General features: G+C 60.4%; 21 protein-coding genes. 13 read left to right on the forward strand and 8 right to left on the reverse strand.

The window, feature by feature from the left end:
• Positions 1–28 precede the first annotated feature (28 nt).
• The 5 genes from DNK59_RS03760 to DNK59_RS03780 all read right to left on the reverse strand — a co-directional run bounded on the left by DNK59_RS03760 (position 29) and on the right by DNK59_RS03780 (position 7,618).
• Positions 29–2,839, reverse strand: a complete 2,811-nt coding sequence (locus tag DNK59_RS03760; RefSeq protein WP_110722330.1) for an FAD-binding and (Fe-S)-binding domain-containing protein — start codon at positions 2,837–2,839, stop codon at positions 29–31.
• The gene (locus DNK59_RS03765) at positions 2,836–3,507 is read right to left on the reverse strand and encodes a lactate utilization protein (protein WP_110722331.1); all 672 of its coding nucleotides are present in this window, start codon (positions 3,505–3,507) and stop codon (positions 2,836–2,838) included. The genes DNK59_RS03760 and DNK59_RS03765 overlap by 4 nt, the downstream gene beginning before the upstream one ends.
• Complete coding sequence (locus DNK59_RS03770; RefSeq protein WP_110722332.1) at positions 3,507–4,961, reverse strand: LutB/LldF family L-lactate oxidation iron-sulfur protein; 1,455 nt, start codon at positions 4,959–4,961, stop codon at positions 3,507–3,509. The genes DNK59_RS03765 and DNK59_RS03770 overlap by 1 nt, the downstream gene beginning before the upstream one ends.
• Complete coding sequence (locus tag DNK59_RS03775) at positions 4,958–5,782, reverse strand: (Fe-S)-binding protein (protein WP_110722333.1); 825 nt, start codon at positions 5,780–5,782, stop codon at positions 4,958–4,960. Before DNK59_RS03775 ends, DNK59_RS03770 begins: the two co-directional genes overlap by 4 nt.
• 141 nt (positions 5,783–5,923) lie before the next feature.
• Positions 5,924–7,618: a lactate permease LctP family transporter gene (locus tag DNK59_RS03780; RefSeq protein WP_110722334.1), complete on the reverse strand. Its 1,695-nt coding sequence runs from the start codon at positions 7,616–7,618 to the stop codon at positions 5,924–5,926.
• A gap of 261 nt (positions 7,619–7,879) precedes the next feature.
• Between DNK59_RS03780 and DNK59_RS03785 the strand changes: the two genes are divergently transcribed.
• A complete protein-coding gene (locus DNK59_RS03785) occupies positions 7,880–8,647 on the forward strand; it encodes a GntR family transcriptional regulator (protein WP_092319477.1) in 768 nt (255 codons plus the stop codon).
• A gap of 81 nt (positions 8,648–8,728) precedes the next feature.
• Here DNK59_RS03785 and smpB read toward each other — a convergent pair whose 3' ends face one another.
• Entirely contained in the window at positions 8,729–9,211 is a 483-nt protein-coding gene (gene smpB / locus DNK59_RS03790) for an SsrA-binding protein SmpB (protein WP_022642145.1), read from the reverse strand.
• A 117-nt stretch (positions 9,212–9,328) separates the two neighbouring features.
• Here smpB and DNK59_RS03795 point away from each other — a divergent pair, with 117 nt between their 5' ends.
• From DNK59_RS03795 to DNK59_RS03805, 3 genes are read left to right on the forward strand one after another with little or no spacing between them, the layout of a single operon-like run.
• Positions 9,329–10,732, forward strand: a complete 1,404-nt coding sequence (locus DNK59_RS03795; RefSeq protein ID WP_110722493.1) for a sodium-dependent transporter — start codon at positions 9,329–9,331, stop codon at positions 10,730–10,732.
• 7 nt (positions 10,733–10,739) lie between these two features.
• On the forward strand, positions 10,740–11,174 hold the full coding sequence (locus DNK59_RS03800) for a type II toxin-antitoxin system RatA family toxin (protein ID WP_016967218.1): 435 nt from the start codon (positions 10,740–10,742) through the stop codon (positions 11,172–11,174).
• A complete protein-coding gene (locus DNK59_RS03805; RefSeq protein WP_110722335.1) occupies positions 11,167–11,481 on the forward strand; it encodes an RnfH family protein in 315 nt (104 codons plus the stop codon). Before DNK59_RS03800 ends, DNK59_RS03805 begins: the two co-directional genes overlap by 8 nt.
• A 54-nt stretch (positions 11,482–11,535) precedes the next feature.
• Here DNK59_RS03805 and DNK59_RS03810 read toward each other — a convergent pair whose 3' ends face one another.
• Positions 11,536–12,063 carry an outer membrane protein assembly factor BamE gene (locus DNK59_RS03810; protein ID WP_060837477.1) on the reverse strand — a complete coding sequence of 176 codons (528 nt, stop codon included), beginning with the start codon at positions 12,061–12,063 and terminating at the stop codon, positions 11,536–11,538.
• Between the two features lie 98 nt (positions 12,064–12,161).
• Here DNK59_RS03810 and fur point away from each other — a divergent pair, with 98 nt between their 5' ends.
• Positions 12,162–12,566, forward strand: a complete 405-nt coding sequence (gene fur / locus DNK59_RS03815) for a ferric iron uptake transcriptional regulator (RefSeq protein ID WP_011059185.1) — start codon at positions 12,162–12,164, stop codon at positions 12,564–12,566.
• 94 nt (positions 12,567–12,660) lie between these two features.
• Here the strand turns inward: fur and recN are convergent, their stop codons facing one another.
• A complete protein-coding gene (gene recN / locus DNK59_RS03820) occupies positions 12,661–14,334 on the reverse strand; it encodes a DNA repair protein RecN (RefSeq protein ID WP_092319484.1) in 1,674 nt (557 codons plus the stop codon).
• A gap of 250 nt (positions 14,335–14,584) precedes the next feature.
• Between recN and grpE the strand changes: the two genes are divergently transcribed.
• The 8 genes from grpE (at position 14,585) to DNK59_RS03860 (ending at position 25,085) form a co-directional block, all read left to right on the forward strand.
• Positions 14,585–15,151, forward strand: coding sequence for a nucleotide exchange factor GrpE (gene grpE / locus DNK59_RS03825; RefSeq protein ID WP_047301678.1), 567 nt, complete (start codon positions 14,585–14,587; stop codon positions 15,149–15,151).
• 102 nt (positions 15,152–15,253) lie between these two features.
• Positions 15,254–17,170: a molecular chaperone DnaK gene (dnaK, locus tag DNK59_RS03830; protein WP_110722336.1), complete on the forward strand. Its 1,917-nt coding sequence runs from the start codon at positions 15,254–15,256 to the stop codon at positions 17,168–17,170.
• A gap of 322 nt (positions 17,171–17,492) precedes the next feature.
• On the forward strand, positions 17,493–18,617 hold the full coding sequence (gene dnaJ, locus DNK59_RS03835; protein ID WP_016967224.1) for a molecular chaperone DnaJ: 1,125 nt from the start codon (positions 17,493–17,495) through the stop codon (positions 18,615–18,617).
• Positions 18,618–18,627: 10 nt separating this feature from the next.
• On the forward strand, positions 18,628–19,434 hold the full coding sequence (gene dapB / locus DNK59_RS03840) for a 4-hydroxy-tetrahydrodipicolinate reductase (RefSeq protein ID WP_110722337.1): 807 nt from the start codon (positions 18,628–18,630) through the stop codon (positions 19,432–19,434).
• 256 nt (positions 19,435–19,690) lie between these two features.
• Positions 19,691–20,827 (forward strand): glutamine-hydrolyzing carbamoyl-phosphate synthase small subunit, encoded by a 1,137-nt coding sequence (carA, locus tag DNK59_RS03845; protein ID WP_110722338.1) that lies wholly within the window; start codon positions 19,691–19,693, stop codon positions 20,825–20,827.
• Between the two features lie 130 nt (positions 20,828–20,957).
• Positions 20,958–24,179 carry a carbamoyl-phosphate synthase large subunit gene (carB, locus tag DNK59_RS03850; protein ID WP_092319492.1) on the forward strand — a complete coding sequence of 1,074 codons (3,222 nt, stop codon included), beginning with the start codon at positions 20,958–20,960 and terminating at the stop codon, positions 24,177–24,179.
• Positions 24,176–24,652, forward strand: coding sequence for a transcription elongation factor GreA (gene greA, locus DNK59_RS03855; protein ID WP_060837484.1), 477 nt, complete (start codon positions 24,176–24,178; stop codon positions 24,650–24,652). The genes carB and greA overlap by 4 nt, the downstream gene beginning before the upstream one ends.
• A 28-nt stretch (positions 24,653–24,680) precedes the next feature.
• Entirely contained in the window at positions 24,681–25,085 is a 405-nt protein-coding gene (locus tag DNK59_RS03860) for an MFS transporter (RefSeq protein ID WP_092319494.1), read from the forward strand.
• Positions 25,086–25,089: the final 4 nt, after the last annotated feature.

The raw sequence follows: 25,089 nt of genomic DNA on the forward strand, positions 1-25,089 counted from the left end.
TCCGCCCCTTGTTAAGCCGTCCCTTAGGTCAGACTGTCTTGGCCCGGGTCACCCGGTCCACCAGGTACACCAGCCCGTGATAGTCGATCCCGCCATGCTGGCTGAGGCCGATTTCACAGGTGCGGCTGGTGGAGATGCCTTCGCTGCAATATTGCACCGCGTCCTTGAGGCTGCGCAGGGAGTGGGCATTGAGCTCGGGCGTGGTGAAGCCCTTGTCGCCGGCGAAGCCGCAGCAGTGGATGCCTTCGGGAATCACCACCTGTTTGCTGCAGCGTCGGGCCAGTTCGATCAGCGCCTGGCTTTCGCCCAGGTGCTGGGTGCTGCAGGTGACGTGCACGGCGATCGGCGCTTCCTGAGGGGTGAATTCCAGGCGCTCCAGCAGGTGGGTGCGGATGAAGCGCACCGGGTCATAGAGGTCCAGGCGCACGTCCCCCAGGTCTTGCACCAGGCGCAGGGTGCAGGGGCTGGTGTCGCAGTAGATCGGGTCGAGGCCGCCACGGCTGGCGTGGAGCAGGGCGCCGATCAGTTCCTGGCGCTTGTCTTCGGCCTGGGTGGTGTAGCCCTTGGAAGCGAAGGGCTGGCCGCAGCAGAGGTTGTCCAGGTTGTCCGGCAGTACTACCTGATAGCCGGCCTTTTCCAGCAGGCCGCGGGTTTTTTCGTAGAGTGAGCTTTGTTCCTGGTCGCCTGCCGCGGGCCCCATAACGCGGGACACGCAGGCCGCCAGGTACACCACCCGAGGGCGTGCATCGCTTACCGCCGGGCTGAAACGGATGACCTTTTCTGGCTGCGGCATGGCGTTGTTCCACTGCGGCACCCGGCCTTTGGACAGGCGCGTCAGGCTCGCCGACAGCTTGCTCAGGCGCGGCGCGCCCAAGAGCATGCGTGCGCCATTGGCCACGTGCAGGGTGAGGCGGGCGCCCTGCAAGGTGCTGGCGAAGTGCGAACTGAGCCAGTCGGCGGTGCCGCTGTGAGTGGCGTGCTCGCTGCGCAGTTTCTTCACCAGCTCACCGGTGTTGATGCCCACCGGGCAGCGCTGGGCGCACAGGCCGGTGGCGGCGCAGGTGTCGATGCCCTGGTACTGATAGGCCGCTTCCAGCTCGGAGGTGTCGATGCCGGCGCGTTTGCGTGCCTGGATGTCGCGCCAGATGACGATGCGCTGGCGCGGGCTCAGGGTCAGTCCCTTGGACGGACACACTGGCTCGCAGAAACCGCACTCGATGCACTTATCCACAATCTCGTCGGCCGCCGGCAGCGGCTTGAGATTCTTCAGGTGGATCTGCGGGTCTTCGCTGAGTACCACGTCCGGGTTGAGGATGCCGTTGGGGTCCAACAGGCGCTTGAGCTGCCACATCAGCTGGTAGGCGTCGCTGCCCCATTCCAGCTCGACGAAGGGCGCCATGTTGCGTCCGGTGCCGTGTTCGGCCTTCAGCGAGCCGCCGAATTCCACCGCCACCAGTTGCGCCACATCGTCCATGAACGCCTGGTAGCGGTTCACTTCATCGCTGCTGTTGAAGCCCTGGGTGAAGACGAAGTGCAGGTTGCCCTCCAGGGCGTGGCCGAACAGGATCGCTTCGTCGTAGTGGTGCTTGTCGAACAGCTCGATCAGGCGGTTGACGCCGATGGCCAGCTGTTCCACGGGGAAGGTCACGTCTTCGATGATCACCGTGGTGCCGGTCTTGCGCACCGCGCCCACCGCCGGGAAGGTGTCCTTGCGGATCGCCCAGAGCTTGGCGTTTTCCTGCGGGTCTTCGGTGAAGTCCACCTGTTTTTCCACCGGGAAGGCGGCCAGGGAATTCATGATCTGCGCCAGTTGCTCGTGCAGCAGCGACAAGGACGCGGCACGGGATTCGATCAGCAGTGCACAGGCATTGGCCGAGAGTTGTTGGACGAAGGCCGGCATGCCGGGCTTGTCCTGCACCGAACGCAGGCTGCGGCGGTCCAGCAGTTCCACCGCCGACACCGGCTGGTTCTTGAGCACGGTCACCGCGTTGCAGCAGGTTTCCACATCGGGGAAGACGATCAGCGCCGAGGCCTTGTGCGGGTGGTCGACCACCGTGTCGTAGGTCACCGCGCTGATAAAGCCCAGGGTGCCCTCGGAACCCACCAGCAGGTGGCTGAGGATATCCAGCGGTTCGTCGAAATCCACCAGGGCATTGAGGGACAGGCCGGTGGTGTTTTTCAGCCGGTATTTGTGGCGGATCTTCGCCGCCAGTTCGCTGTTGGCGCGGGTGCTACGACCCAGTTCCGCCAGGCGCTCCAGCAGCGGGCCATGGCTGGCGCGGAAGGCCGCGACGCTGGCGGCATCCTCGGTGTCCAGCCGGGTGCCATCGGCCAGCACCAGGCGGATGCCGGCCAGGGTGTGATAGGTGTTCTGCGCGGTGCCGCAGCACATGCCGCTGGCGTTGTTGGCGACGATGCCGCCGATCTTGCAGGCGTTGATCGAGGCCGGGTCAGGGCCGATCTTGCGCCCGAACGGCGCCAGCCAGGCATTGGCCTGAGCGCCGATCACTCCGGGTTGCAGGCGGATCTGCGAACCCTGGTGGCGAATTTCCTTGCCGTTCCAGTTATCCCCCAGAACGATCAGCACCGAGTCGCTGATGGCCTGCCCGGACAGGCTGGTGCCGGCGGCGCGGAAGGTCACCGGCACTCGGTCGCGCTGGGCCAGTTGGAGCAGGGCCACCACTTCATCTTCGGACTCGACGCGGATCACCAGCTTGGGGATCAGTCGGTAGAAGCTGGCGTCGGTGCCGAAGGCCAGGGTCGAGAGCGGATCGTCGAAGCGCCGCTCCTGGGGAATCAGTTGCTGGGCATCACGCAGAAAAGCAGCTGGCAGGCTCATTGGTCCTCCAGGATCAGCACCACCAGGTCTTTCGGGCCGTGGGCGCCGTAAGCCAGGACTTGTTCGATATCAGCTGTCTTCGACGGGCCGGATACCAGCAGCGCGTTGGTCGGCATGCCGGCGGCCCAGTTCATCTGTTGCTGCACCTGATAGAAGTTGTCGCGGATCTCGCTGGCCTTGAGCAGGGCGAAATGCACCGGCGGCACCAGGCTCATCAGCCGCGGTTCTTCCCGGGTCGGCCAGAGGATCAGGCTGCCGGTGGCGGCGATCGCGCCCAGGGTGCCGGTGAGGCTGGCCGGGGTGTCGTTGAACAGCTCGGCTTTCCACTCTTCCACCGGCCGGTCGTAGGCCTTGAGCGCCGGCAATTGCGGGTGCTCGGCCCAGTGCTGGGTAACCCGCTGGCCGTGGGGCGTGCTCGGGGCGATCAGCAGGCTGGGCAGCTGGCGCTCCTGCAGCAGGCGGGCGAGCAACTCTGGGTAATCGGCGCCGGTGCTCAGGTGGATTTCGGTGTGCACCGCTTCCATCTGTTTGCGCAGCTGCGGGATGCGTTGTTCCGCCGTGTAGCTGTAAGGCTCGGTGACCAGCGCCTCGTCGAAGTTATCCACAATCGGCGTGGTGCCGGTCAGGCTGTTGCGCAGCTTGGCGAGGATCTTGTGTTTCGCGCTCATCAGCGGTCTCCCTGCTTGTCCAGGTGCTCACGGGCCAGATCATGCAGCGACCGGGCGGCGGGTTTTGGCGCGCTGTGGTTCTGCGTCCAGGGGCCGACCTTGCTCGGGGTCAGGGCGCGTAGCCGGGTGGCGGCCAGGCTGAACAGGCGGTACAGGGTCGGCGAGCTGTTGAGGCGGGCCCAGGCGTTCCAGATCAAACGCTCCTTGCGCGAGTACTTGCTGCCCTGGCCGCGCATCACTTGATGCGGGCTGTCCGGAGCCTTGACGTTCTCTTCCCGCAGGCGTCGCAGCAGCGCCGGGATCGGGATCTTCACCGGGCAGACTTCGCCACAGGCACCGCACAGCGACGAGGCGCTGGGGTGATCCGGGACCTTGGCCAGGCCAACCATGTGCGGGGTGATGATCTTGCCGATCGGTCCCGGGTAGACCTCGCCGTAGGTGTGGCCGCCGATCCGGGTGTAGACAGGGCAGTGGTTCATGCAGGCGCCGCAGCGGATGCAGTTCAGGGTCTGGCGCAGTTCACTGTCGGCAAAGGCCTGGCTGCGGCCGTTGTCCAGCAGCACCAGGTGCACTTCCTGGGGGCCGTCCAGCTCATGCGCTTTGCGCGGGCCGGAGATCATGTTGACGTAGGTGGTGATGGGCTGGCCGAGGGCCGAGCGGGTCAGCAGTGACAGCAGCGGCACCACGTCGCGCAGGTTCTCGACGACTTTCTCGATCCCGGTGACGGCAATGTGCACTGGCGGCACAGTGGTGGACATGCGCCCGTTGCCTTCGTTTTCCACCAGCAGCAGGGTGCCGGTCTCGGCCACGGCGAAGTTGACGCCGGAGACACCGATATCGGCTTCGAAGAATTTCTGCCGCAACACCTTGCGACCGATCTGAATGAGTTGGTCAACGTCCTTGGTGTACTCCACGCCGAGTTTGTCGTGGAACAAGGACGCGACCTGACCGGCATTCTTGTGGATCGCCGGCATAATGATGTGTGAAGGCTTCTCGTGGTCGAGCTGGACGATGAACTCGCCCATGTCCGACTCAAGGCATTCAATGCCTTGTTCAGCGAGGACATGGTTCATTTCCATCTCTTCGCTGACCATCGATTTGCCCTTGATCACTTGCCGCGCCTCGTGAGCGCGGATGATCGAGAGGACGATGCCATTGGCTTCGTCCACCGTTTCCGCCCAGTGCACAGTCACACCGTTGCGGGTCAGGTTCTGTTCCAGGCGCTCGAGCAGGTCGGGCAGCTTGGACAACGCCCGGGCGCGAATCGCGTTGCCCAGGGCGCGCAGGTGTTCTCTTTCGTGGGCATCACTGAACGAGGCCGCACGCTTGGCCATGAGTGAATCCATGGCACTGCGAAAGTTGTTTCGCAGTTGTTGGTCACCCAGTGCCTGGTGGGCCCGGGTGCGAAAATCGTCCGACAGCGTCGTGGTCGGAATCAGCTCGGGGGTGCTCATTGTGCACCTCCGGTACGTTGCCAGAGGAAGCTCGCCAGGTGCTGGCCGCGCAATGCCTCGTGTTGCTTTTCCAGGGCGCCGTTGATGTTCATCAGGCAGCCGCAGTCGGCACTCAGTACCTGATGCGCGCCGGATTCCTTCAGCGCCCGGGTCTTGTCCGCGACCATGGCGCCGGAGATGTCCGGCATTCGGACGCTGAAAGTCCCGCCAAAGCCACAGCATTCGCTTTCGTGGCTGTGTTCTACCCGTTCCACATTGCTCAGCTGTGACAGCAACTCACGGCCGTGCAGGTGGGTGTTCATTTCCCGGCGGGCCGAGCAGGAGGTGTGCAGCGCCACCTTGATCGGCGCGCCGCTGTCCTTGAGTTGCACCTTGCACACGTGCAGCAGGAACTCGGCCAGTTCGTAGGTGCGGGCGGCCAGCGCCTGCACTTGTTTCAGGGTTTCGGGCTCGTCCTTGAACAAGTCCGCGTAGTGCTCGCGGATCATGCCCGCGCAGGAGCCTGACGGCACCACCACCGGATAGTCGCCGGCAAACAGCGCCAGTTGCGAGCGGGCCACGGTGCGCGCCTGCTCGGTGTAGCCCGAGGTGTAGGCCGGCTGTCCGCAGCAGCTTTGCCCTTGCGGGTAGTCCACGCGAATGCCTTCGCGCTCCAGCAGGTGAATCGCATCCATCCCGGCTTCGGGATAGAACAGGTCGACCACACAGGTGCCGAACAGGTAGACCCGCGCAGGTTTCGCGCTGGGATACTGCCGGGGTTCGGCCAGCGGCGGTGCGACGCGGGTCGCATTGGGCACGGCGTTGTAGAAAAGCTCGCTCATCAGGCGTGTCTCCGGGTGGTCCCGGTTATTCGTCCGTTGCGGCGGCTGAAAGATAAACCAGCAAGCTTTCAGCAGCCTTGCAGACCGGGTGGTGAATGCGGACGCCGCGGGTGAGGGCGGCGTCGGTTCTTTCGGTGTCGCTTAGTGCACCAGCATGCCGGTGAACCAGTAGGCCTGGGCCAGGGTGATCAGGCCGACAATAGTGGCAAAGAACAGGCTGTGCTTGAGGGTGAAGCGGAACAGGTCCGATTCCTTGCCCACCAGGCCGGTGGCGGCGCAGGCCACGGCGATCGATTGTGGCGAGATCATCTTGCCGGTCACGCCGCCGCTGGTGTTGGCCGCCACCAGCAGGGTGTCATTGACCCCGATCTGGTGCGCGGTGGTGGCCTGCAGCGAGCTGAACAGGGCATTGGACGAGGTATCGGAACCGGTGAGGAACACCCCGAGCCAGCCCAGGAACGGCGAGAAGAACGGGAATGCCGCACCGGTGGCCGCCAGGACCAGGGCCATGGTCGAGGACATGCCCGAGTAGTTGGTGACGAAGGCGAACGCCAGCACCATGCCGATGGACAGGATCGGCCAGCGCAGCTCGTAGAAGGTCTCTTTTAAAGTGGTCAGACCAGTTTTGATGTCGATCTTCAGCACCAGCATGGAGATCAGCGCGGAGAAGAAAATCGCCGTGCCGGTGGCGGAGATCGGGTCGAGCTTGAACACCGCCGGAATGGCGGTCGGCGTGGTCACGATCGGCGCCATCTTGATCACCAGCTGATCCAGGTGCGGGATGGCGAAGTTGAATACCCAGCCGTACATCGAGCCGCCGGCGGCGAACATCGCCTTGAAGGGCTTGAGGGTCCAGATGGTCACCAGCACGGTGAGAATCAGGAACGGCGACCAGGCCTTGAAGATCTGCCCCAGGCTGTAGGGCGAAGCGACGGTGCTGCGGGGCTGACCGAAGCCGCCGGCGCTGGCGGTCACGGCCGCGCTGGAGGTGGCACCGGCGATCTGCGCGCCAGCGGTGCGCTTGGGCTGCCAGATCTTCAGGAACAGGGTCAGGGAGATCAGGCTGGCCAGGGCCGAGGTGATGTCCGGCAGTTCCGGGCCGATGAAGTTCGAGGTGAAGTACTGGGTCACGGCAAAGCTCAGGCCGGCGACCAGGGCGGCGGGCCAGGTTTCCTTGACGCCGCGCAGGCCGTCCATCATGAACACCAGCCAGAACGGCACGAACAGCGACAGCAGCGGCAGTTGGCGGCCGGTCATGGCGCCGATCTTGAAGGCGTCGATGCCGGTCACCTGGCCGGCGACGATGATCGGAATCCCCAGGGCGCCGAAGGCCACGGGCGCGGTGTTGGCGATCAGGCACAGACCGGCGGCGTACAGCGGGTTGAAACCCAGGCCCACCAGCAGGGCGGCGGTAATCGCCACGGGTGCGCCGAAGCCGGCCGCGCCTTCGAGGAAGGCGCCGAAGCAGAAGCCGATCAGCAGCACCTGCAGGCGCTGGTCGTCGGTGATCGACAGCACCGAGCTGCGGATGATTTCAAACTGGCCGCTCTTCACGGTCAGTTTGTAGAGGAACACGGCGGCGACAATGATCCAGGCGATGGGCCACAGACCGTAGGCAAATCCATAGCCAGCGGCAGCGAAGGCCATGTCGGCGGGCATCTTGAAGGCGAAGATCGCCACCAGGATCGACAAGGCCAGGGTGATACTCCCGGCGACGTGTCCTTTGAGGCGGAACACGGCCAGAGCCAGGAAGAAGAACACGATCGGGATAACGGCGGCGAGGGCGGACAGGCCGAGGCTGCCAAGCGGGCTATAGAGCTGTTGCCAGGTTTGCATAATGGGGTGGCCCCTAATTGTTGTTGGTCAGGCACTGCTAGCGTCTTGGTTAATTGGTAAGACCAATTTACAATCGCTGTTGGCTAGGGTAAAAGCCTTGTGCACGGTGTGTCAATTTGCCGCCCTGAAACTTTTGTCGAATGCGCTATATGGCGGCCATCTGATGGGTACAAATGGCTGCGTTCTGCCAGGTGTTGGCACGCTGTGAATAGGCCAGAATAGAGCCCCCCGGCGAAGGGTCGGGAGGGTGGAGAGTGAGTTATGGGGTTTGATCAGATACGCCAGCGCCGTTTGTCCGACGATATTGTCGAGCGCCTGGAAGGGATGATTCTCGAAGGCACCTTGAAGGCCGGTGAGCGGCTGCCGGCCGAGCGTGCACTGGCGGAGCAGTTTGGTGTGTCCCGCCCATCACTGCGCGAGGCGATCCAGAAGCTCACGGCCAAGGGCTTGCTGATCAGTCGTCAGGGCGGTGGCAACTATGTGGTGGAATCACTGGGCTCGACCTTCAGCGACCCGCTGCTGCACCTGCTGGAAAACAACACGGATGCTCAGCGCGACCTGCTGGAGTTTCGCCACACCCTGGAAGCGTCCTGCGCTTATTACGCGGCGTTGCGGGCGACGGCGGTGGATCGCGAGCGGCTGACTCAAGCCTTCGAGGAGCTGCAGGATTGCTACTCCCGGGCCGATGATGTCAGCCGTACCGAGGAAGGCGCGGCCGATGCCAAGTTCCACCTGGCGATTGCCGAGGCCAGCCATAACGCGGTGTTGCTGCACACCATTCGCGGCTTGTTCGACTTGCTCAAGCGCAACGTGGTGACCAACATCGGTGGCATGTACAAACAGCGCACGGAAACCCGCGACATGCTGATCAGTCAGCATCGCGACCTGTACCTGGCGATTATCGAAGGGCGTGCCGAAGAGGCGCGGGAGATTTCCAGCCGGCACATTCTCTATGTGCAGGAAGTGCTCGAGGAAGTGCGTCAGGAAGTGCAGCGAGTGGCCCGGGCCGAACGGCGCAAGGGCATGTAATGCAAATCGCCGGCAAGCCGACTCCTACCTGGGTGTTGTAGGAGCCGGCTTGCCGGCGAAAGCGACTTCAAGGCAGGAAGATCAGTCTTCCTTGCCCTTGGTCCGCACCGCACGCTGCAACTCACGATCGGAATCGCGCTCGCGTTCGGTATGACGCTTGTCGTATTCCTTCTTGCCCTTGCCCAGTGCAATTTCACACTTGACCAGGTGCTTGCTCCAGTAGAGCGAAAGGCAGACGCAGGCGTAACCCTTCTGCTGCACGGCGGCGAACAGCTTCTCCAGCTCGCGCTGGTTGAGCAGCAGCTTGCGCGTGCGGGTCGGGTCGGCAATGACGTGGGTGCTGGCGGTGGTCAGCGGGGTGAAATGGCTGCCGAACAGCCAGGCCTCGCCATCCTTGAGCAGCACGTAACTGTCCACCAGTTGCGCCTTGCCCGCCCGCAGACTCTTTACTTCCCAGCCGGCCAGGACCAGTCCAGCCTCGAACCGATGTTCGATGAAGTAATCGTGACGCGCCTTTTTGTTTTGCGCGATGGTCCCTGTTGGGTGTTTCTTCTGTTTAGCCATAGGGGCGGCATTATAGGGAGTTGCGCGCGCCTCGGCTACGGTGACGCAGCGTGCTTGAGCAGGTTGATTGAATCCCGGACAATGCGCGCTCTTTTTTTTCGGTTGGGCGCGTTAACGATGTCGACAGACAGGGTCTCTGTCCACGGCGGCTGGGCAAGCCGCTGGGTCTTTATACTCGCTGCAACTGGTTCGGCCGTGGGCCTGGGGAGCATCTGGAAATTCCCCTACATGGTCGGCGTCTATGGTGGTGGTGCCTTTGTCCTGGTGTTTCTGGCGTGCATTGCGCTGATCGGGTTGCCGGTGATGCTGGCGGAAACCCTGATTGGCCGCCGCGCCCGTCAAAGCCCGGCGAATGCCTTGAAGATGCTCGCCCTGGAGGCTGGGCATTCGGCCAGGTGGTCTTGGGGCGCTTTCGCCGGAATGATCACGGCGCTGCTGATTCTTTCCTTTTATAGCGTGGTGGGTGGTTGGTCCCTGGACTACATCATCGACATGGGGCGAGGGGATTTCCAAGGTGTGACGGCGGGCCAGGTCGGGGCGTATTTCTCTGCCGTGACGTCCGACCCTTGGCGCCTGACCTTCTGGCACACGCTGTTCATGCTGCTATCGGCCTGGGTGATTGCCAAGGGGGTAGTGGCGGGGCTGGAGCGCAGTTTGCGGGTCATGATGCCGCTGCTGTTCGTGATGTTGCTGGTGCTGCTGGGTTACAGCATGACCACCGGGCACTTCATGCAGGGCCTGCATTTCATGTTCGACTTCAGCCTGGACCGACTACTGGATGGGCTGTTGCCGGCCATGGGGCATGCGTTCTTTTCCCTCAGTGTTGGTGTCGGCTCGATCATGATCTACGGCGCCTATATGCCGAAGCATTCGTCGCTGTCCGGCACTGTGGTGGGGGTGGCGCTGCTGGACACCTTTGTTTCCCTGGTGGCGGGAATGGCCTTGTTCCCCATTGTGTTCGCTGCCGGGCTGAACCCCAGTGAGGGGCCAGGCTTGATGTTCATCAGCTTGCCGTTCGCCTTCGGCAATGTGGCGTTCGGCCAGCTTATGGGCGTAGTGTTCTTTATCCTGGTGGCGATTGCTGCTTGGAGCTCGGCCATTTCCTTGTTGGAACCGATGGTGGCTTATCTCGTCGAGAGGACTAAAATCCGCCGCGGCTGGGTGACGTTCTGGTTGGCGTTCAGTTGCTGGTTCGTGGGATTGGGGACGGTGTTCTCCTTCAATATCTGGCAGCAGGCCAAGTTTTTCGTGAACGAAGGCGGCGTTTTTCATCTCTATCGATGGGGCGCGGCCGGCGGTCTGGATTTCTTTGGTGTGATCGATTTTTTCACCTCGCGGATCATGTTGCCTCTTGGCGGTTTGTGCTTCGTGGTGTTTGCAGGTTGGGTGATGGGCCGTGAGGCTGTTCGTGATGAGTTGTCGTTGCGCAGTCCGTTGTTGTTCACCTTGGCCTTGTTTTTGATGCGCTATGTGGCGCCCGTCGGCATTCTTGTGGTGTTTGCCGCCCAGTTGTGGAAATGAAGCTCACATGACGACCCATATTCAACGTTCGGCCCTTTTGCCTTATCCGGCGCAATTCCTTTATGACCTGGTCAATGATGTGGCCCGTTACCCGGAGTTTTTGCCCTGGTGCTCTTCGGCCGAGGTGCTGGAGAACAGCGAGGAACGGATGCGTGCCAGCCTGGCAGTGGCCAAGGGCGGCATGAGTCAGCGTTTTGTGACCTGTAATACCCTGGTGCCGGGGCAGTCGATCGAAATGAACCTGGAAGAGGGGCCGTTCAATCAATTGCATGGTCTGTGGGTGTTCAAGCCGCTGGGAGAGAAGGCCTGCAAGATCAGTCTCGATCTGTCTTTCGATTATGCGGGGCCTTTGGTGCGGGCCACATTAGGACCGCTGTTCAACCAGGCGGCTAATACCCTGGTGGATGCGTTCTGTCAGCGGGCCAAACAACTGCATGGCTGAGTCCCTGATCTCGGTCGAGGTGGTTTATGCCGCAGTCGATCGTCAGTTGCTGATCACTGTATGGGTGCCCCAGGGCTCGACGCTGCGTGGTGCGCTACTGGCTTCTTCCATAGGTGAGCATTTTGCCGAGTTGGATCTGGCGAACTGTCCAGTGGGTATCTTCGGCAAGCAGGTCATGAACCCTGAGCAGCATTTGGTTCAGGCAGGGGACCGAATCGAAATCTATCGTCCGCTGCTGGCGGATCCGAAAGAGGTTCGGCGTTTGCGTGCCGCCAAGGCCGCTCAGGCGCGTAAGCGCGGACAGTGAACCCACAGGTAATAAAAAGCCCGGGCATGCCCGGGCTTTTTCATTCGCCACAAATTATTGCGGAGAGGTATCCAGTGGTTCAGGAATAGGCACTGGTACGGTTTTGACGCCATCCACGTCTTTCTGGATCTGGTCCAGCAGCGAGCCCGGTTTGACCGGCTTCTCGGCTTTGGGCTTCTCGGCGTTCTCGGCAGGTGCGGTAACGGTGTTGCCGCTCTCTTTACCAAGCAGGGCTTCGTCGCGGCTCACGCCGGGCATGAAGTCGCCGGCCAAGCTGACCAGTTGGTCGTTGCCATTGAAGATCAGGCTGACGCGTTCCTGTTGGCGTTCACCGCCGCCAGGTTGCAGGCTGTAGAGATAATCCCAGCGATCGGCATGGAACGTGTCGGTCAACAGAGGGTTGCCCATGATAAACCTTACTTGCCGTCGGGTCATTCCCGGGCGCAACTGGTCTATCATGTCCTGCGTCACGACATTGCCCTGCTGGATGTCGATTTTGTAAACCCCGGGGAATGAACAACCGGCGAGTGCGAGCAGTCCCACGAATGTGAAACTGGTTAGCAAGAGCTTGGTGTTTTGCATCGGTGGGCGACTTCCACTATCTTGGCTGGGACAACGTAAACCCCGATCATACCCGCATTAAGAGAAGCTGCGAAGCAGCATCGGCGAGAAAGCTGACCATGGTTGAAAATAGCGAACTACGTAAAGCCGGCCTCAAAGTGACTCTGCCGCGAGTCAAAATTCTACAAATGCTCGATTCCACCGAGCAGCGGCACATGAGCGCTGAGGATGTCTACAAGGCGCTGATGGAAGCTGGCGAGGATGTGGGCCTGGCCACGGTTTACCGTGTACTGACTCAATTCGAAGCAGCCGGACTGGTGGTGCGCCACAATTTTGATGGCGGTCACGCTGTATTCGAGCTGGCGGATGGCGGTCACCACGACCATATGGTCAACGTGGAGTCTGGTGAAGTGATCGAATTCTTCGACGAGGAAATCGAAAAGCTTCAGAAGGCGATTGTCGAAAAGCACGGTTTCGAGTTGGTGGATCACAATCTTGTGCTGTATGTGCGCAAGAAGAAGTAAGCCTCTCACACGACTGGCATAGTCGTGAAACGATCGAAGGCGACCTCAGGGTCGCCTTCGTGTTTTGTGCCTATATAAAGGAAGCGTGCCGGCCTCAGGCCTTGGTGGTCACCACCATTTTCTTGGCGTGGGCCAGGGACTCCTTGGTCAAATCGATACCGCCCAGCATTCGTGCAATTTCCTCGACTCTTTCGTTTTTGCCCAATTTGGAAACCGCAGTATGAGTTGCGTTGTTGCCACGTACCTTGTGCACGAACAGATGTTGATGCCCCTGGGCGGCCACCTGTGGCAAGTGAGTGACGGTCAACACCTGGCCGCGCTCGCCGAGGCGCCGCAGCAACTGGCCGACGATCTCGGCAGTCGGGCCGCCGATTCCTACGTCGACTTCGTCGAAAACCAGGGTAGGAACTCTTGAGGTTTGTGCCGTGATCACCTGGATCGCCAGGCTGATACGTGACAGTTCGCCGCCCGAGGCGACCTTGGCCAACGCCTTGAGCGGTTGTCCCGGGTTGGCACTGACCAGGAGTTCGACCTGTTCCAGGCCATTGGGCAGCAGCTCATCGCTGGTGTTGGCTCGCAGCTCGATCGTGAAGCGTCCGCCGGGCATGCCCAGGCGCTGAATTTCCAGTTCTACCGCGCTGGCCAGCCCGGTGGCCGCCTGCTCCCGCAAACGACTCAGTTCCTGGGCTTTCTCCTGATAGTGACGGGCGAAGGACTGCAGCTCCTCGCCGAGGCGCTCGATACTCTCGTCGTTGGCGTCCAGTGTTTCGATTTCATCCAGTAGGGTTTGCTGCATGGCCGCCAGCTCGAAGGGTTGGATGCGATGCTTGCGTGCCAGGGTATAGATGGAGTCCAGGCGTTCCTCCAGCTGTTGCAGGCGTGCCGGGTCGGCATCGAAGTGATCGAGGAAGCGATTCAATTCGCCCACGGCCTCTTCCACCTGGATCTGGGCGCTGGCCAGCAGATTGGTGGCCTCGCCTAATGATCCTGTCGAGTTGCCGATGCTGGACAGGCGGTTGAGGCTGACGGTCAAGGCGTTGAGAACATTGCCGGAGTCACTTTCGCTGCATTGTTCGACCACCTGGCGGCAGATGCCCAGCAGGGTTTCGGCGTTGGTCAGGTTCTTGTGCTCCTGCTCCAGCTCTTCGAGTTCGTTTTCTCCCAGGCCGAGATTCTCCAGCTCTTCAAGCTGATAGCTCAGCAGTTGATGGCGGGCGCGCTGCTCATCGCCGGAATTGGACAGACGCTCCAGTTCCTGGCGGGTCTGGCGCCAGCGTTGGGCTGCCAGTTGTACCTGGCGGGCAAGATCGGTAGCGCCGGCATATTCATCCAGCAGGCGTCGATGGGTATCGGTTTTGAGCAGTGACTGGTGTTCGTGCTGGCTGTGGATGTCTATCAGCAACTCGCCCAGTGCCTTGAGGTCGCCAAGCGGGCAGGGCGTGCCATTGATATAGCCGCGTGAGCGCCCTTCGGCGGTGATGACCCGGCGCAGGATGCAGGGGCCGTCGTTGTCCAGGTCGCGCTCGGCCAGCCAGGTGCGGGCCTCGGGAATGTCCGCCAGGTCGAAGGTCGCGAGGATGTCGGCCTTGTCGGCTCCTGGTCGTACCACGCCGCTGTCGGCCCGGTCGCCCAGGGTCAGGCCGAGTGCGTCGAGCATGATCGACTTGCCGGCGCCGGTTTCGCCGGTGATGACGCTCATCCCGCGATCCAGCTCCAGATCCAGGTGTTCGACGATGGCGTAATTGTGTACGGACAGGTGCACCAGCATGAAGGCCGCTCCCAAGCTAAATGTCTGGTTATTTATACAGTGTTTTGTTTTGGGCTGACAATGCTTTCCCTTAGCTTGATTCGCTTGGATGACTCACCTTTTTAGCGCGTTGGGTAATCACTGTTATTGGGATTTCCTGACGGCTGATGACTTTTGCTGGGGTGGCGGGCTTGAACCCTGAAAATGCGACCCCATATAGCAGGGCAGAAGAGTGGGCCTGGCTCACTGAAGATATTGAAAGGAGAATTTCATGGCTGACGAACAGACTCTGGATACGCAAAATCTAGACGCCAATCAGGCTCCCGAGGCTTCGGGTGAAGACCTGGCGGCTCGTGTACAAGTGCTCGAAGAGCAGCTGGCTGGTGCGCAGGATCAGGCATTGCGTGTTGCAGCTGATCTGCAGAACGTCCGCCGCCGCGCCGAGCAGGACGTGGAAAAAGCTCATAAATTCGCTCTTGAAAAATTTGCCGGCGACCTGCTACCGGTGATCGACAGTCTGGAGCGCGGCCTGGAGCTGTCCAATCCGGACGACGAGAGCATCCGCCCGATGCGCGAAGGCATCGAGCTGACCTTGAAGATGTTCCACGACACCCTCAAGCGTTATCAGTTGGAAGCCATCGACCCGCACGGCGAGCCGTTCAACGCTGAACAGCACCAGGCCATGGCCATGCAGGAAAGCGCGGACGTTGAGCCCAACAGTGTTCTCAAGGTGTTCCAGAAGGGCTATCAGCTCAATGGTCGCCTGCTGCGCCCGGCCATGGTCGTGGTCAGCAAGGTTCCTGCACCGGTTTCGCCTTCGATTGACGAAAAGGCTTGAAAACGGCTGTAGAGCCCCCATTTATCAGTCAAGCGTTTAAGTGCTACCGCAGTTTGCCACCACGGCTGCGGCATCCAAATCCAAAGTTTCGGGAGAGTTAACATGGGCAAAATTATCGGTATTGACTTGGGGACCACCAACTCGTGCGTCTCCATTCTTGAAAACGGCAACGTAAAAGTTATCGAAAACGCCGAAGGCGCGCGTACTACGCCGTCGATCATCGCGTACGCCAACGATGGCGAGATTCTGGTAGGTCAGTCGGCCAAGCGTCAGGCTGTGACCAACCCGCACAACACCCTGTACGCAGTGAAGCGTCTTATCGGTCGTCGTTTTGACGAAGAAGTTGTGCAGAAAGATATCCAGATGGTCCCTTACAAGATCGTCAAGGCTGACAACAGCGACGCTTGGGTCGAAGTGAACGGCCAGAAAATGGCGCCGCCACAGATCTCGGCTGAAATCCTCAAGAAAATGAAGAAAACCGCCGAAGACTACCTCGGCGAAGCCGTGACCGAAGCGGTCATCACCGTTCCGGCCTACTTCAACGACAGCCAGCGTCAAGCCACCAAGGACGCCGGTCGGATCGCTGGTCTGGACGTCAAGCGCATCATCAACGAACCAACCGCAGCCGCGCTGGCCTACGGCATGGACAAGGCCAAGGGCGATCACACCGTAATCGTTTACGACCTGGGTGGCGGTACTTTCGACGTTTCCGTGATCGAGATCGCTGAAGTTGATGGCGAGCATCAGTTTGAAGTGCTGGCTACCAACGGTGACACTTTCCTTGGTGGTGAAGACTTCGACATCCGCCTGATCGACTACCTGGTTGATGAGTTCAAGAAAGAAAGCGGCATGAACCTCAAGGGTGACCCGCTGGCCATGCAGCGCCTGAAAGAAGCTGCGGAAAAAGCCAAGATCGAGCTGTCCTCGAGCCAGCAGACCGACGTGAACCTGCCGTACATCACTGCAGATGCCACCGGTCCTAAGCACCTGAACGTGAAGATCTCCCGCGCCAAGCTGGAGTCGCTGGTTGAAGACCTGGTTCAGCGCACCATCGAGCCTTGCCGTATTGCTCTGAAGGATGCCGGTATCGACGTTGGCTCGATCAACGACGTGATCCTGGTCGGCGGCCAGACCCGTATGCCGCTGGTGCAGAAAGCCGTAACCGACTTCTTCGGTAAAGAAGCTCGCAAGGACGTCAACCCGGACGAAGCGGTCGCCATGGGTGCTGCGATCCAGGGTGCGGTACTGGCCGGTGACGTGAAGGACGTGCTGCTGCTGGACGTTAGCCCGCTGACCCTGGGTATCGAAACCATGGGTGGCGTGATGACCGCGCTGATCGAGAAAAACACCACGATTCCAACCAAGAAATCGCAAGTGTTCTCGACAGCCGATGACAACCAGGGCGCAGTGACCATTCACGTACTGCAGGGCGAGCGTAAGCAAGCGGCGCAGAACAAGTCCCTGGGCAAGTTCGACCTGACCGACATTCCACCTGCTCCACGTGGCGTGCCGCAGATCGAAGTGACCTTCGACATCGACGCCAACGGCATTCTGCACGTAGGTGCGAAGGACAAGGCTACCGGCAAGACTCAGTCGATCGTGATCAAGGCCAACTCCGGTCTGTCGGATGAAGAAATCCAGCAGATGATCCGTGATGCTGAAGCCAACTCGGAAGAGGATCGCAAGTTCGAAGAGCTGGCCACTGCCCGTAACCAGGGTGATGCGCTGGTGCACTCGACTCGCAAGATGGTGGCCGACGCCGGTGACAAAGTCACCGCAGAAGAAAAGACGGCCATTGAAGCTGCCGTGGTTGCCCTGGAAGCCGCTGTCAAAGGCGACGACAAGGCTGCCATCGAAGCCAAGGTCGAAGAGCTGTCGAAAGTCTCGGCTCCGGTTGCTCAGAAGATGTACGCCGAGCAGGCTCAGCCTGCAGAGGGCGCGGCCCCACACGCCGAGTCCGCTGAAAAAGCCGATGACGTTGTTGATGCAGAGTTCGAAGAAGTTAAAGAGCACAAGTAATAGCTTGTTGGTCGGCCGGTTGACTGCCTTTGGGCGGTGACTGGTAGGATGTCGCCGCGCGGGAGCTTGCTCCCGCGTTGGCGTGTCTGGAGTCAGTGAATTTTTGACGGCGTACAACCTCCGTTTGTGCGCTGGCGGTCGGGTCGGAGAAGCTCCTGCTTTCCGGTTGCGACGACCGCAGTCGTCGACCTGCAATCGGGTCGTCTATCCAAGACCAGGATCGTTGAATTGACGTGAGTTGGGTCCGGGCCTGTATTGGGGCTCAGCGAGTTTGGCAGAGCTCAGGAGGGTTTGCCGGACGTCCTTAAGAGTGCAAAGACTTATGGCAAAGCGTGACTATTACGAAGTGTTGGGTGTGGAGCGCGGCTCCAGCGAAGCGGAGCTGAAAAAGGCTTACCGCCGCCTGGCGATGAAGCATCACCCGGATCGTAATCCCGGCGACAAAGCGTCGGAGGACATGTTCAAGGAGGCCAACGAGGCCTACGAAGTGCTGTCCGATTCCAGTAAGCGTGCAGCGTATGACCAGTACGGTCATGCCGGTGTCGACCCTAGCATGGGCGGCGGCGGTGCCGGTTTCGGTGGTCAGAATTTCTCCGATATCTTCGGTGATGTGTTCAGTGATTTCTTCGGTGGTGGTCGCGGTGGTTCCCGCGGCGGCGCGCAGCGCGGCAGCGATCTGCGTTACACCCTGGAACTGAATCTGGAAGAGGCGGTGCGTGGCACCACGGTCAATATCCGTGTGCCGACGCTGGTCAATTGCAAGCCTTGCGATGGCTCGGGAGCCAAGAAAGGCTCGTCACCTGTGACTTGCCCGACTTGCGGCGGCATTGGTCAGGTGCGCATGCAGCAGGGCTTCTTCTCGGTGCAGCAGACCTGCCCGCGTTGCCATGGCCAGGGCAAGATCATTTCCGATCCGTGCGATTCGTGCCGCGGCGAGGGTCGTGTCGAGGAGTACAAGACGCTGTCGGTCAAAGTGCCGGCCGGTGTCGATACCGGGGATCGTATTCGTCTTTCCGGTGAGGGTGAGGCGGGAACCCAGGGTGGTCCGACCGGCGACCTCTATGTGGTGATCAATGTGCGTGAGCACGCGATCTTCCAGCGCGACGGCAAGCATCTGTTCTGTGAAGTGCCCATCAGTTTCGTCGATGCGGCGTTGGGCGGTGAGCTGGAGATTCCGACCCTGGATGGTCGGGTCAAGCTGAAGATTCCCGAGGGGACTCAGACTGGCAAGCAGTTCCGGATTCGCGGCAAGGGCGTTGCTCCTGTGCGTGGTGGCGGTGCTGGCGACCTGATGTGTCGGGTAGCGGTAGAGACGCCGGTGAATCTGAGTCGTCGTCAGCGGGAGTTGCTGGAAGAGCTGCGTGGTTCGCTGGATGGTGATAACTCTCACTCGCCGAAAACCACTGGCTGGTTCGAGGGCGTCAAGCGCTTCTTCGGCGACCTGTAAGGAGTAGGGCATGCGACGTATAGCTGTGATGGGGGCCGCAGGGCGCATGGGCAAGACTTTGGTCGAGGCCGTGCAGCTGCGCTCTCCGCTCTCCGGTCTGACGGCGGCGATCGTTCGGCCGGGCAGTTCGCTGGTCGGTGCGGATGCGGGTGAGCTGGCGTCTCTTGGGCGTCTTGGCGTGCCAATGTCCGACAGCCTGGAAAAAGTCGTTGATGAGTTCGATGTGCTGATCGACTTTACCTTGCCGGAGGTGATGCTCAAGAACCTGGCGTTCTGCCGCAAGGCGGGCAAGGCCATGGTGATTGGCACCACTGGTCTTGGGGGTAAGGAAAAGCAGTTGCTGGTCGAGGCGAGCAAGGATATTCCCATCGTCTTCGCCGCCAACTTCAGCGTTGGGGTCAACCTGTCGCTGAAGCTGCTGGATATGGCGGCGCGGGTCCTGGGTGATGACGCGGACATCGAAATCATCGAAGCCCATCACCGACACAAGATCGATGCACCGTCGGGCACGGCCCTGCGCATGGGTGAAGTGATCGCCAATGCCTTGGGGCGCGATCTGCAGCAGGTGGCGGTTTATGGTCGTGAAGGTCATACCGGTGCGCGTGAGCGTGAAACTATTGGCTTTGCCACTGTGCGTGGCGGCGATGTGGTAGGGGATCACACGGTGTTGTTCGCCACCGAGGGTGAGCGCCTGGAGATCACTCACAAGGCTTCCAGTCGCATGACGTTCGCCAAGGGGGCGGTACGTGCTGCCCTGTGGCTGGATGGTCGAGAGGCGGGTCTTTACGACATGCAGGATGTGCTGGATCTGCGTTGAGAAGCATCTGAAGTGGGGTTGAGGTTGTCCTTCAACCCCGCCTCGCACCGCTAGGCGATGTTCTGTCGCATTCCTCTGCCTTTAGGGCTCATTAGCGGTGGACCGAAAAAGCCTTTTTCTGTAAGCTACAGCTTTAGTGTGTCCACTAAAAGCGCGCAGATAATTCGACGAAGAAGCGGGGTGACGTGTCTATACGTCATTCCGCTTTTTTGCAACCTGCGATCGCCCTTTCAGGCTCTATTTACGGGAGGTCTTCTTGACTAAGCCAGCCATACTCGCCCTTGCTGATGGCAGCATTTTTCGTGGCGAAGCCATTGGAGCCGACGGTCAAACCGTTGGTGAGGTGGTGTTCAACACCGCAATGACCGGCTATCAGGAAATCCTTACCGATCCTTCCTACGCCCAGCAAATCGTTACCCTGACTTATCCCCACATCGGCAACACCGGCACCACGCCGGAAGATGCCGAGTCCGACCGCGTCTGGTCGGCAGGCCTGGTCATTCGTGATCTGCCGCTGGTGGCCAGCAACTGGCGTAACACCCTGTCCCTGTCTGATTACCTGAAAGCCAACAATGTGGTGGCGATCGCCGGTATCGATACCCGTCGCCTGACGCGCATCCTGCGTGAGAAAGGCGCGCAGAACGGCTGCATCATGGCCGGTGACAACATCTCCGAAGAAGCGGCGATTGCAGCAGCCCGTGGATTCCCGGGCCTGAAAGGCATGGACCTGGCGAAAGTCGTCAGCACCAAGCAAAGCTACGAATGGCGTTCGACTGTCTGGGATCTGAAGACCGACAGCCACGCAACCATCGAAGCCGCTGATCTGCCGTACCACGTGGTTGCCTACGACTACGGCGTCAAGCTGAACATTCTGCGCATGTTGGTCGAGCGTGGCTGCCGCGTGACCGTGGTGCCTGCCCAGACGCCGGCGAGCGACGTCCTGGCTCTCAATCCAGATGGCGTGTTCCTGTCCAACGGCCCTGGTGATCCCGAGCCTTGCGACTACGCAATCAAGGCGATCAAGGAAGTCCTCGAGACCGAGATTCCGGTATTCGGCATCTGCCTGGGGCACCAACTGCTGGCCCTGGCCTCCGGCGCCAAGACCCTGAAGATGGGGCATGGCCACCACGGTGCCAACCACCCGGTCCAGGACCTGGATACCGGCGTGGTCATGATCACCAGCCAGAACCACGGCTTTGCCGTGGATGAAGCCACGCTGCCGGGTAACGTCCGGGCGATCCACAAGTCGCTGTTCGACGGCACCTTGCAGGGTATCGAGCGTACCGACAAGAGCGCGTTCAGCTTCCAGGGCCACCCTGAAGCCAGCCCGGGCCCGAACGATGTAGCGCCGCTGTTCGACCGCTTCATCAACGAGATGGCCAAGCGACGCTAAGCGTTCGCCTTGAAAGTGTAGCGAGCAGCGCTTGAGGGTGGCCCCGGCGAGTCCGGCGGAATCCCCTCAGGCGCCTCAGAGAGTGTTCAAGACGGCTTGCCGACTGACCTGCGGATTTGAGTGACAACCCATGCCAAAACGTACAGACATTAAAAGCATCCTGATTCTTGGCGCTGGCCCGATTGTGATCGGCCAGGCCTGCGAATTCGATTACTCCGGCGCCCAGGCCTGCAAGGCCCTGCGCGAAGAGGGTTACCGGGTCATTCTGGTGAACTCCAACCCGGCCACCATCATGACCGACCCGGCCATGGCCGACGCCACCTACATCGAGCCGATCAAGTGGCAGACCGTTGCCAAGATCATCGAAAAAGAGCGTCCTGACGCGCTGCTGCCAACCATGGGTGGCCAGACTGCGCTGAACTGCGCTCTGGACCTGGAGCGCGAAGGCGTTCTGGAAAAATTCGGCGTGGAGATGATCGGTGCCAACGCCGATACCATCGACAAGGCCGAAGACCGTTCGCGCTTTGACGCCGCCATGAAGTCCATCGGTCTGGCCTGCCCGCGCTCCGGTATCGCTCACAGCATGGAAGAGGCCAATGCGGTCCTCGACAAGCTGGGCTTCCCTTGCATCATCCGTCCGTCCTTCACCATGGGCGGCACCGGCGGCGGTATTGCCTACAACCGTGAAGAGTTCGAAGAAATCTGCGCCCGTGGTCTGGACCTGTCGCCGACCAAGGAACTGCTGATCGACGAATCGCTGATCGGCTGGAAAGAGTACGAGATGGAAGTGGTCCGCGATAAGAAGGACAACTGCATCATCGTCTGCTCCATCGAAAACTTCGACCCGATGGGCGTGCACACCGGTGACTCGATCACCGTGGCTCCAGCGCAGACCCTGACCGACAAGGAATACCAGATCCTGCGTAACGCCTCCCTGGCGGTCCTGCGCGAGATCGGCGTGGAAACCGGCGGCTCCAACGTTCAGTTCGGCATCTGCCCGAACACTGGCCGCATGGTCGTTATCGAGATGAACCCGCGGGTGTCCCGTTCTTCGGCGCTGGCCTCGAAAGCTACCGGCTTCCCGATCGCCAAGGTCGCGGCCAAGCTGGCAGTGGGTTACACCCTGGATGAGCTGTCCAACGACATCACCGGCGGCAAGACTCCGGCGTCCTTCGAACCGTCCATCGACTACGTCGTGACCAAGCTGCCACGCTTCGCCTTCGAGAAGTTCTCCAAGGCCGACGCACGCCTGACTACCCAGATGAAATCTGTTGGTGAAGTCATGGCTATCGGTCGGACTTTCCAGGAATCCCTGCAGAAGGCCCTGCGTGGCCTGGAAGTAGGCGTTTGCGGCCTGGATCCGAAGCTCGACCTGAGCAATCCGGAAAGCATGAACGTGCTCAAGCGCGAACTGACCGTGCCGGGCGCCGAGCGTATCTGGTACGTGGCTGATGCCTTCCGTGCCGGCATGACCGTCGAGCAGATCTTCGGCATGAACATGATCGACCCTTGGTTCCTGGTGCAGATCGAAGACCTGATCAAGGAAGAAGAGAAGGTCAAGACTCTGGGGTTGTCGGCCATCGATCGCGATCTGATGTTCCGCCTCAAGCGCAAAGGCTTCTCTGATCAGCGTCTGGCCAAGCTGCTGGGTGTGACCGAGAAAAACCTGCGTACTCACCGTCAGAAGTTGGAAGTGTTCCCGGTCTACAAGCGCGTCGACACCTGCGCTGCCGAGTTCGCCACTGACACCGCATACCTGTACTCGACTTATGAAGAAGAGTGCGAGGCTGCGCCGTCGACCCGTGACAAGATCATGATCCTGGGTGGCGGTCCAAACCGTATCGGCCAGGGTATCGAGTTCGACTACTGCTGCGTACACGCTGCACTGGCGCTGCGCGATGATGGTTACGAAACCATCATGGTCAACTGCAACCCGGAAACCGTTTCCACTGACTACGACACCTCTGATCGCCTGTACTTCGAGCCGGTAACCCTGGAAGACGTGCTGGAAATCGTTCGCGTCGAGAAGCCAAAAGGCGTGATCGTGCAGTACGGCGGCCAGACTCCGTTGAAACTGGCTCGTGCCTTGGAAGCGGCCGGCGTGCCGATCATTGGTACCAGTCCTGACGCCATCGACCGTGCCGAAGACCGTGAGCGTTTCCAGCAAATGGTTGAGCGCCTGAATCTGCGTCAGCCACCGAACGCCACGGTGCGCAGCGAAGACGAAGCGATTCGTGCCGCGACCAAGATCGGTTATCCGTTGGTGGTGCGTCCGTCCTATGTTCTGGGTGGCCGGGCGATGGAAATCGTCTACGAGGAAGAAGAACTCAAGCGCTATCTGCGTGAAGCAGTGCAAGTGTCCAACGACAGCCCGGTGCTGCTGGATCACTTCCTCAACTGCGCCATCGAGATGGACGTTGATGCGGTCTGCGACGGCACCGATGTGGTGATCGGCGCGATCATGCAGCACATCGAGCAGGCCGGCGTTCACTCCGGTGACTCCGCGTGCTCGCTGCCGCCGTACTCGCTGCCGGCGCACATCCAGGACGAGATGCGTGAGCAGGTCAAGAAAATGGCCTTGGAACTGGGTGTGGTCGGTTTGATGAACGTTCAGCTGGCCCTGCAGGGTGAGCAGATCTACGTGATCGAGGTGAACCCGCGTGCCTCCCGTACCGTGCCTTTCGTATCCAAGTGCATCGGTGTCTCGCTGGCAATGATCGCTGCCCGTGTGATGGCCGGTAAGACTCTGAAAGAGCTGGGTTTCACCAAGGAGATCATCCCGAACTTCTATAGCGTCAAGGAAGCGGTGTTCCCCTTTGCCAAGTTCCCGGGTGTTGACCCGATCCTTGGCCCAGAGATGAAATCCACCGGTGAAGTGATGGGTGTCGGCGATACCTTTGGCGAAGCCTTCGCCAAGGCTCAAATGGGCGCTAGCGAAGTATTGCCAACTGGCGGTACCGCATTCATCAGCGTGCGTAATGACGACAAACCTCTGGTTGCAGGTGTAGCTCGTGATCTGATCAACTTGGGCTTCGAAGTGGTTGCGACTGCAGGCACCGCCAAGGTGATCGAGGCGGCTGGCCTGAAAGTGCGTCGGGTGAACAAGGTGACTGAAGGTCGTCCGCATGTGGTCGATATGATCAAGAACGACGAAGTCACCCTGATCATCAACACCACCGAAGGTCGTCAGTCTATCGCTGACTCATATTCCATTCGTCGTAACGCCTTGCAGCACAAGATCTACTGCACTACCACCATTGCTGCTGGCGAAGCTATCTGCGAAGCGTTGAAGTTCGGTCCGGAAAAGACCGTGCGTCGCTTGCAGGATCTACACGCAGGATTGAAGGCATGAATAAATACCCAATGACCGTCCAGGGCGCTCGCGCCTTGGAAGAAGAGCATGCTCACCTGACTAAGGTCGTGCGTCCGAAGCTCAGCCAGGACATCGGTACGGCCCGTGAGTTGGGTGATTTGAAAGAAAACGCCGAATACCATGCTGCTCGTGAGCAGCAGGGTATGGTCGAGGCGCGGATCCGTGATATCGAAGGCCGCTTGCAGAACTCGGTGGTCATTGATGTCACGACCATCCCTCATAGCGGCAAGGTGATCTTTGGTACCACGGTGGAGATCGCTAACGTCGAAACCGACGAAAGTGTCACCTACCAGATCGTTGGTGAGGACGAGGCTGATATCAAGCTCGGTAAAATCTCCGTCGGTTCGCCTATCGCTCGCGCCTTGATTGCCAAGGAAGAGGGTGATGTGGTGGCGGTCAAAACGCCTGGCGGCGTTATCGAGTATGAGATTGTCGAAGTCCGTCACATCTGAAAGAAGGCGCCCGCTACAAGCGGGCGCCATGCTTTGGCAGCTGACCCAGATGTTGTGGGTTGGCGGCTTATGGTTGTTGCACCTCGGCTTGCTTCCCGCTCTGGGGCAGATTGGGCTTGCCCCTTTGCTGATCGAAGAAGTTTCCACCTTGCTCAGTGCGCTGTTGGTGGGTTTTTCGGCGGCATGCCTGATTCTGCAGGCGGCGGTACTGGTTCAGTCCGAAGGGCTGAAAAGTCTTTGGCGGGATATTCGGGGGCAACTGCTGTTGATGGCGATGTATGCGTGCGGGATGTATTTCACTGTACGCACTCTGCTGCCGGAGGCTCAGCGCTGGCAGTTGTTCAGTTATCTGGTTCTGGGGTTTTCCGGCCTGGTTTTGGTGTTGCAGCCAGTGCCGGGATGGAGTGCAAGGGTGCGCCAGGCACACCCCTGACCCT

The organism is Pseudomonas sp. TKO26 (assembly GCF_003225665.1).
In the GTDB taxonomy this organism is placed as follows: Bacteria; Pseudomonadota; Gammaproteobacteria; order Pseudomonadales; family Pseudomonadaceae; genus Aquipseudomonas; species Aquipseudomonas saponiphila.

Coding starts and splice junctions, on each gene's coding strand:
- grpE (WP_047301678.1), top strand. CDS start 14,585: ATGGCTGACGAACAGACTCTGGATACGCAAAATCTAGACGCCAATCAG.
- DNK59_RS03810 (WP_060837477.1), bottom strand. CDS start 12,063: ATGCAAAACACCAAGCTCTTGCTAACCAGTTTCACATTCGTGGGACTG.
- DNK59_RS03770 (WP_110722332.1), bottom strand. CDS start 4,961: ATGAGCACCCCCGAGCTGATTCCGACCACGACGCTGTCGGACGATTTT.
- DNK59_RS03860 (WP_092319494.1), top strand. CDS start 24,681: ATGCTTTGGCAGCTGACCCAGATGTTGTGGGTTGGCGGCTTATGGTTG.
- DNK59_RS03805 (WP_110722335.1), top strand. CDS start 11,167: ATGGCTGAGTCCCTGATCTCGGTCGAGGTGGTTTATGCCGCAGTCGAT.
- dnaJ (WP_016967224.1), top strand. CDS start 17,493: ATGGCAAAGCGTGACTATTACGAAGTGTTGGGTGTGGAGCGCGGCTCC.
- carB (WP_092319492.1), top strand. CDS start 20,958: ATGCCAAAACGTACAGACATTAAAAGCATCCTGATTCTTGGCGCTGGC.
- recN (WP_092319484.1), bottom strand. CDS start 14,334: ATGCTGGTGCACCTGTCCGTACACAATTACGCCATCGTCGAACACCTG.
- fur (WP_011059185.1), top strand. CDS start 12,162: ATGGTTGAAAATAGCGAACTACGTAAAGCCGGCCTCAAAGTGACTCTG.
- DNK59_RS03780 (WP_110722334.1), bottom strand. CDS start 7,618: ATGCAAACCTGGCAACAGCTCTATAGCCCGCTTGGCAGCCTCGGCCTG.
- dapB (WP_110722337.1), top strand. CDS start 18,628: ATGCGACGTATAGCTGTGATGGGGGCCGCAGGGCGCATGGGCAAGACT.
- dnaK (WP_110722336.1), top strand. CDS start 15,254: ATGGGCAAAATTATCGGTATTGACTTGGGGACCACCAACTCGTGCGTC.
- DNK59_RS03800 (WP_016967218.1), top strand. CDS start 10,740: ATGACGACCCATATTCAACGTTCGGCCCTTTTGCCTTATCCGGCGCAA.
- DNK59_RS03795 (WP_110722493.1), top strand. CDS start 9,329: ATGTCGACAGACAGGGTCTCTGTCCACGGCGGCTGGGCAAGCCGCTGG.
- smpB (WP_022642145.1), bottom strand. CDS start 9,211: ATGGCTAAACAGAAGAAACACCCAACAGGGACCATCGCGCAAAACAAA.
- greA (WP_060837484.1), top strand. CDS start 24,176: ATGAATAAATACCCAATGACCGTCCAGGGCGCTCGCGCCTTGGAAGAA.
- DNK59_RS03760 (WP_110722330.1), bottom strand. CDS start 2,839: ATGAGCCTGCCAGCTGCTTTTCTGCGTGATGCCCAGCAACTGATTCCC.
- DNK59_RS03765 (WP_110722331.1), bottom strand. CDS start 3,507: ATGAGCGCGAAACACAAGATCCTCGCCAAGCTGCGCAACAGCCTGACC.
- DNK59_RS03775 (WP_110722333.1), bottom strand. CDS start 5,782: ATGAGCGAGCTTTTCTACAACGCCGTGCCCAATGCGACCCGCGTCGCA.
- DNK59_RS03785 (WP_092319477.1), top strand. CDS start 7,880: ATGGGGTTTGATCAGATACGCCAGCGCCGTTTGTCCGACGATATTGTC.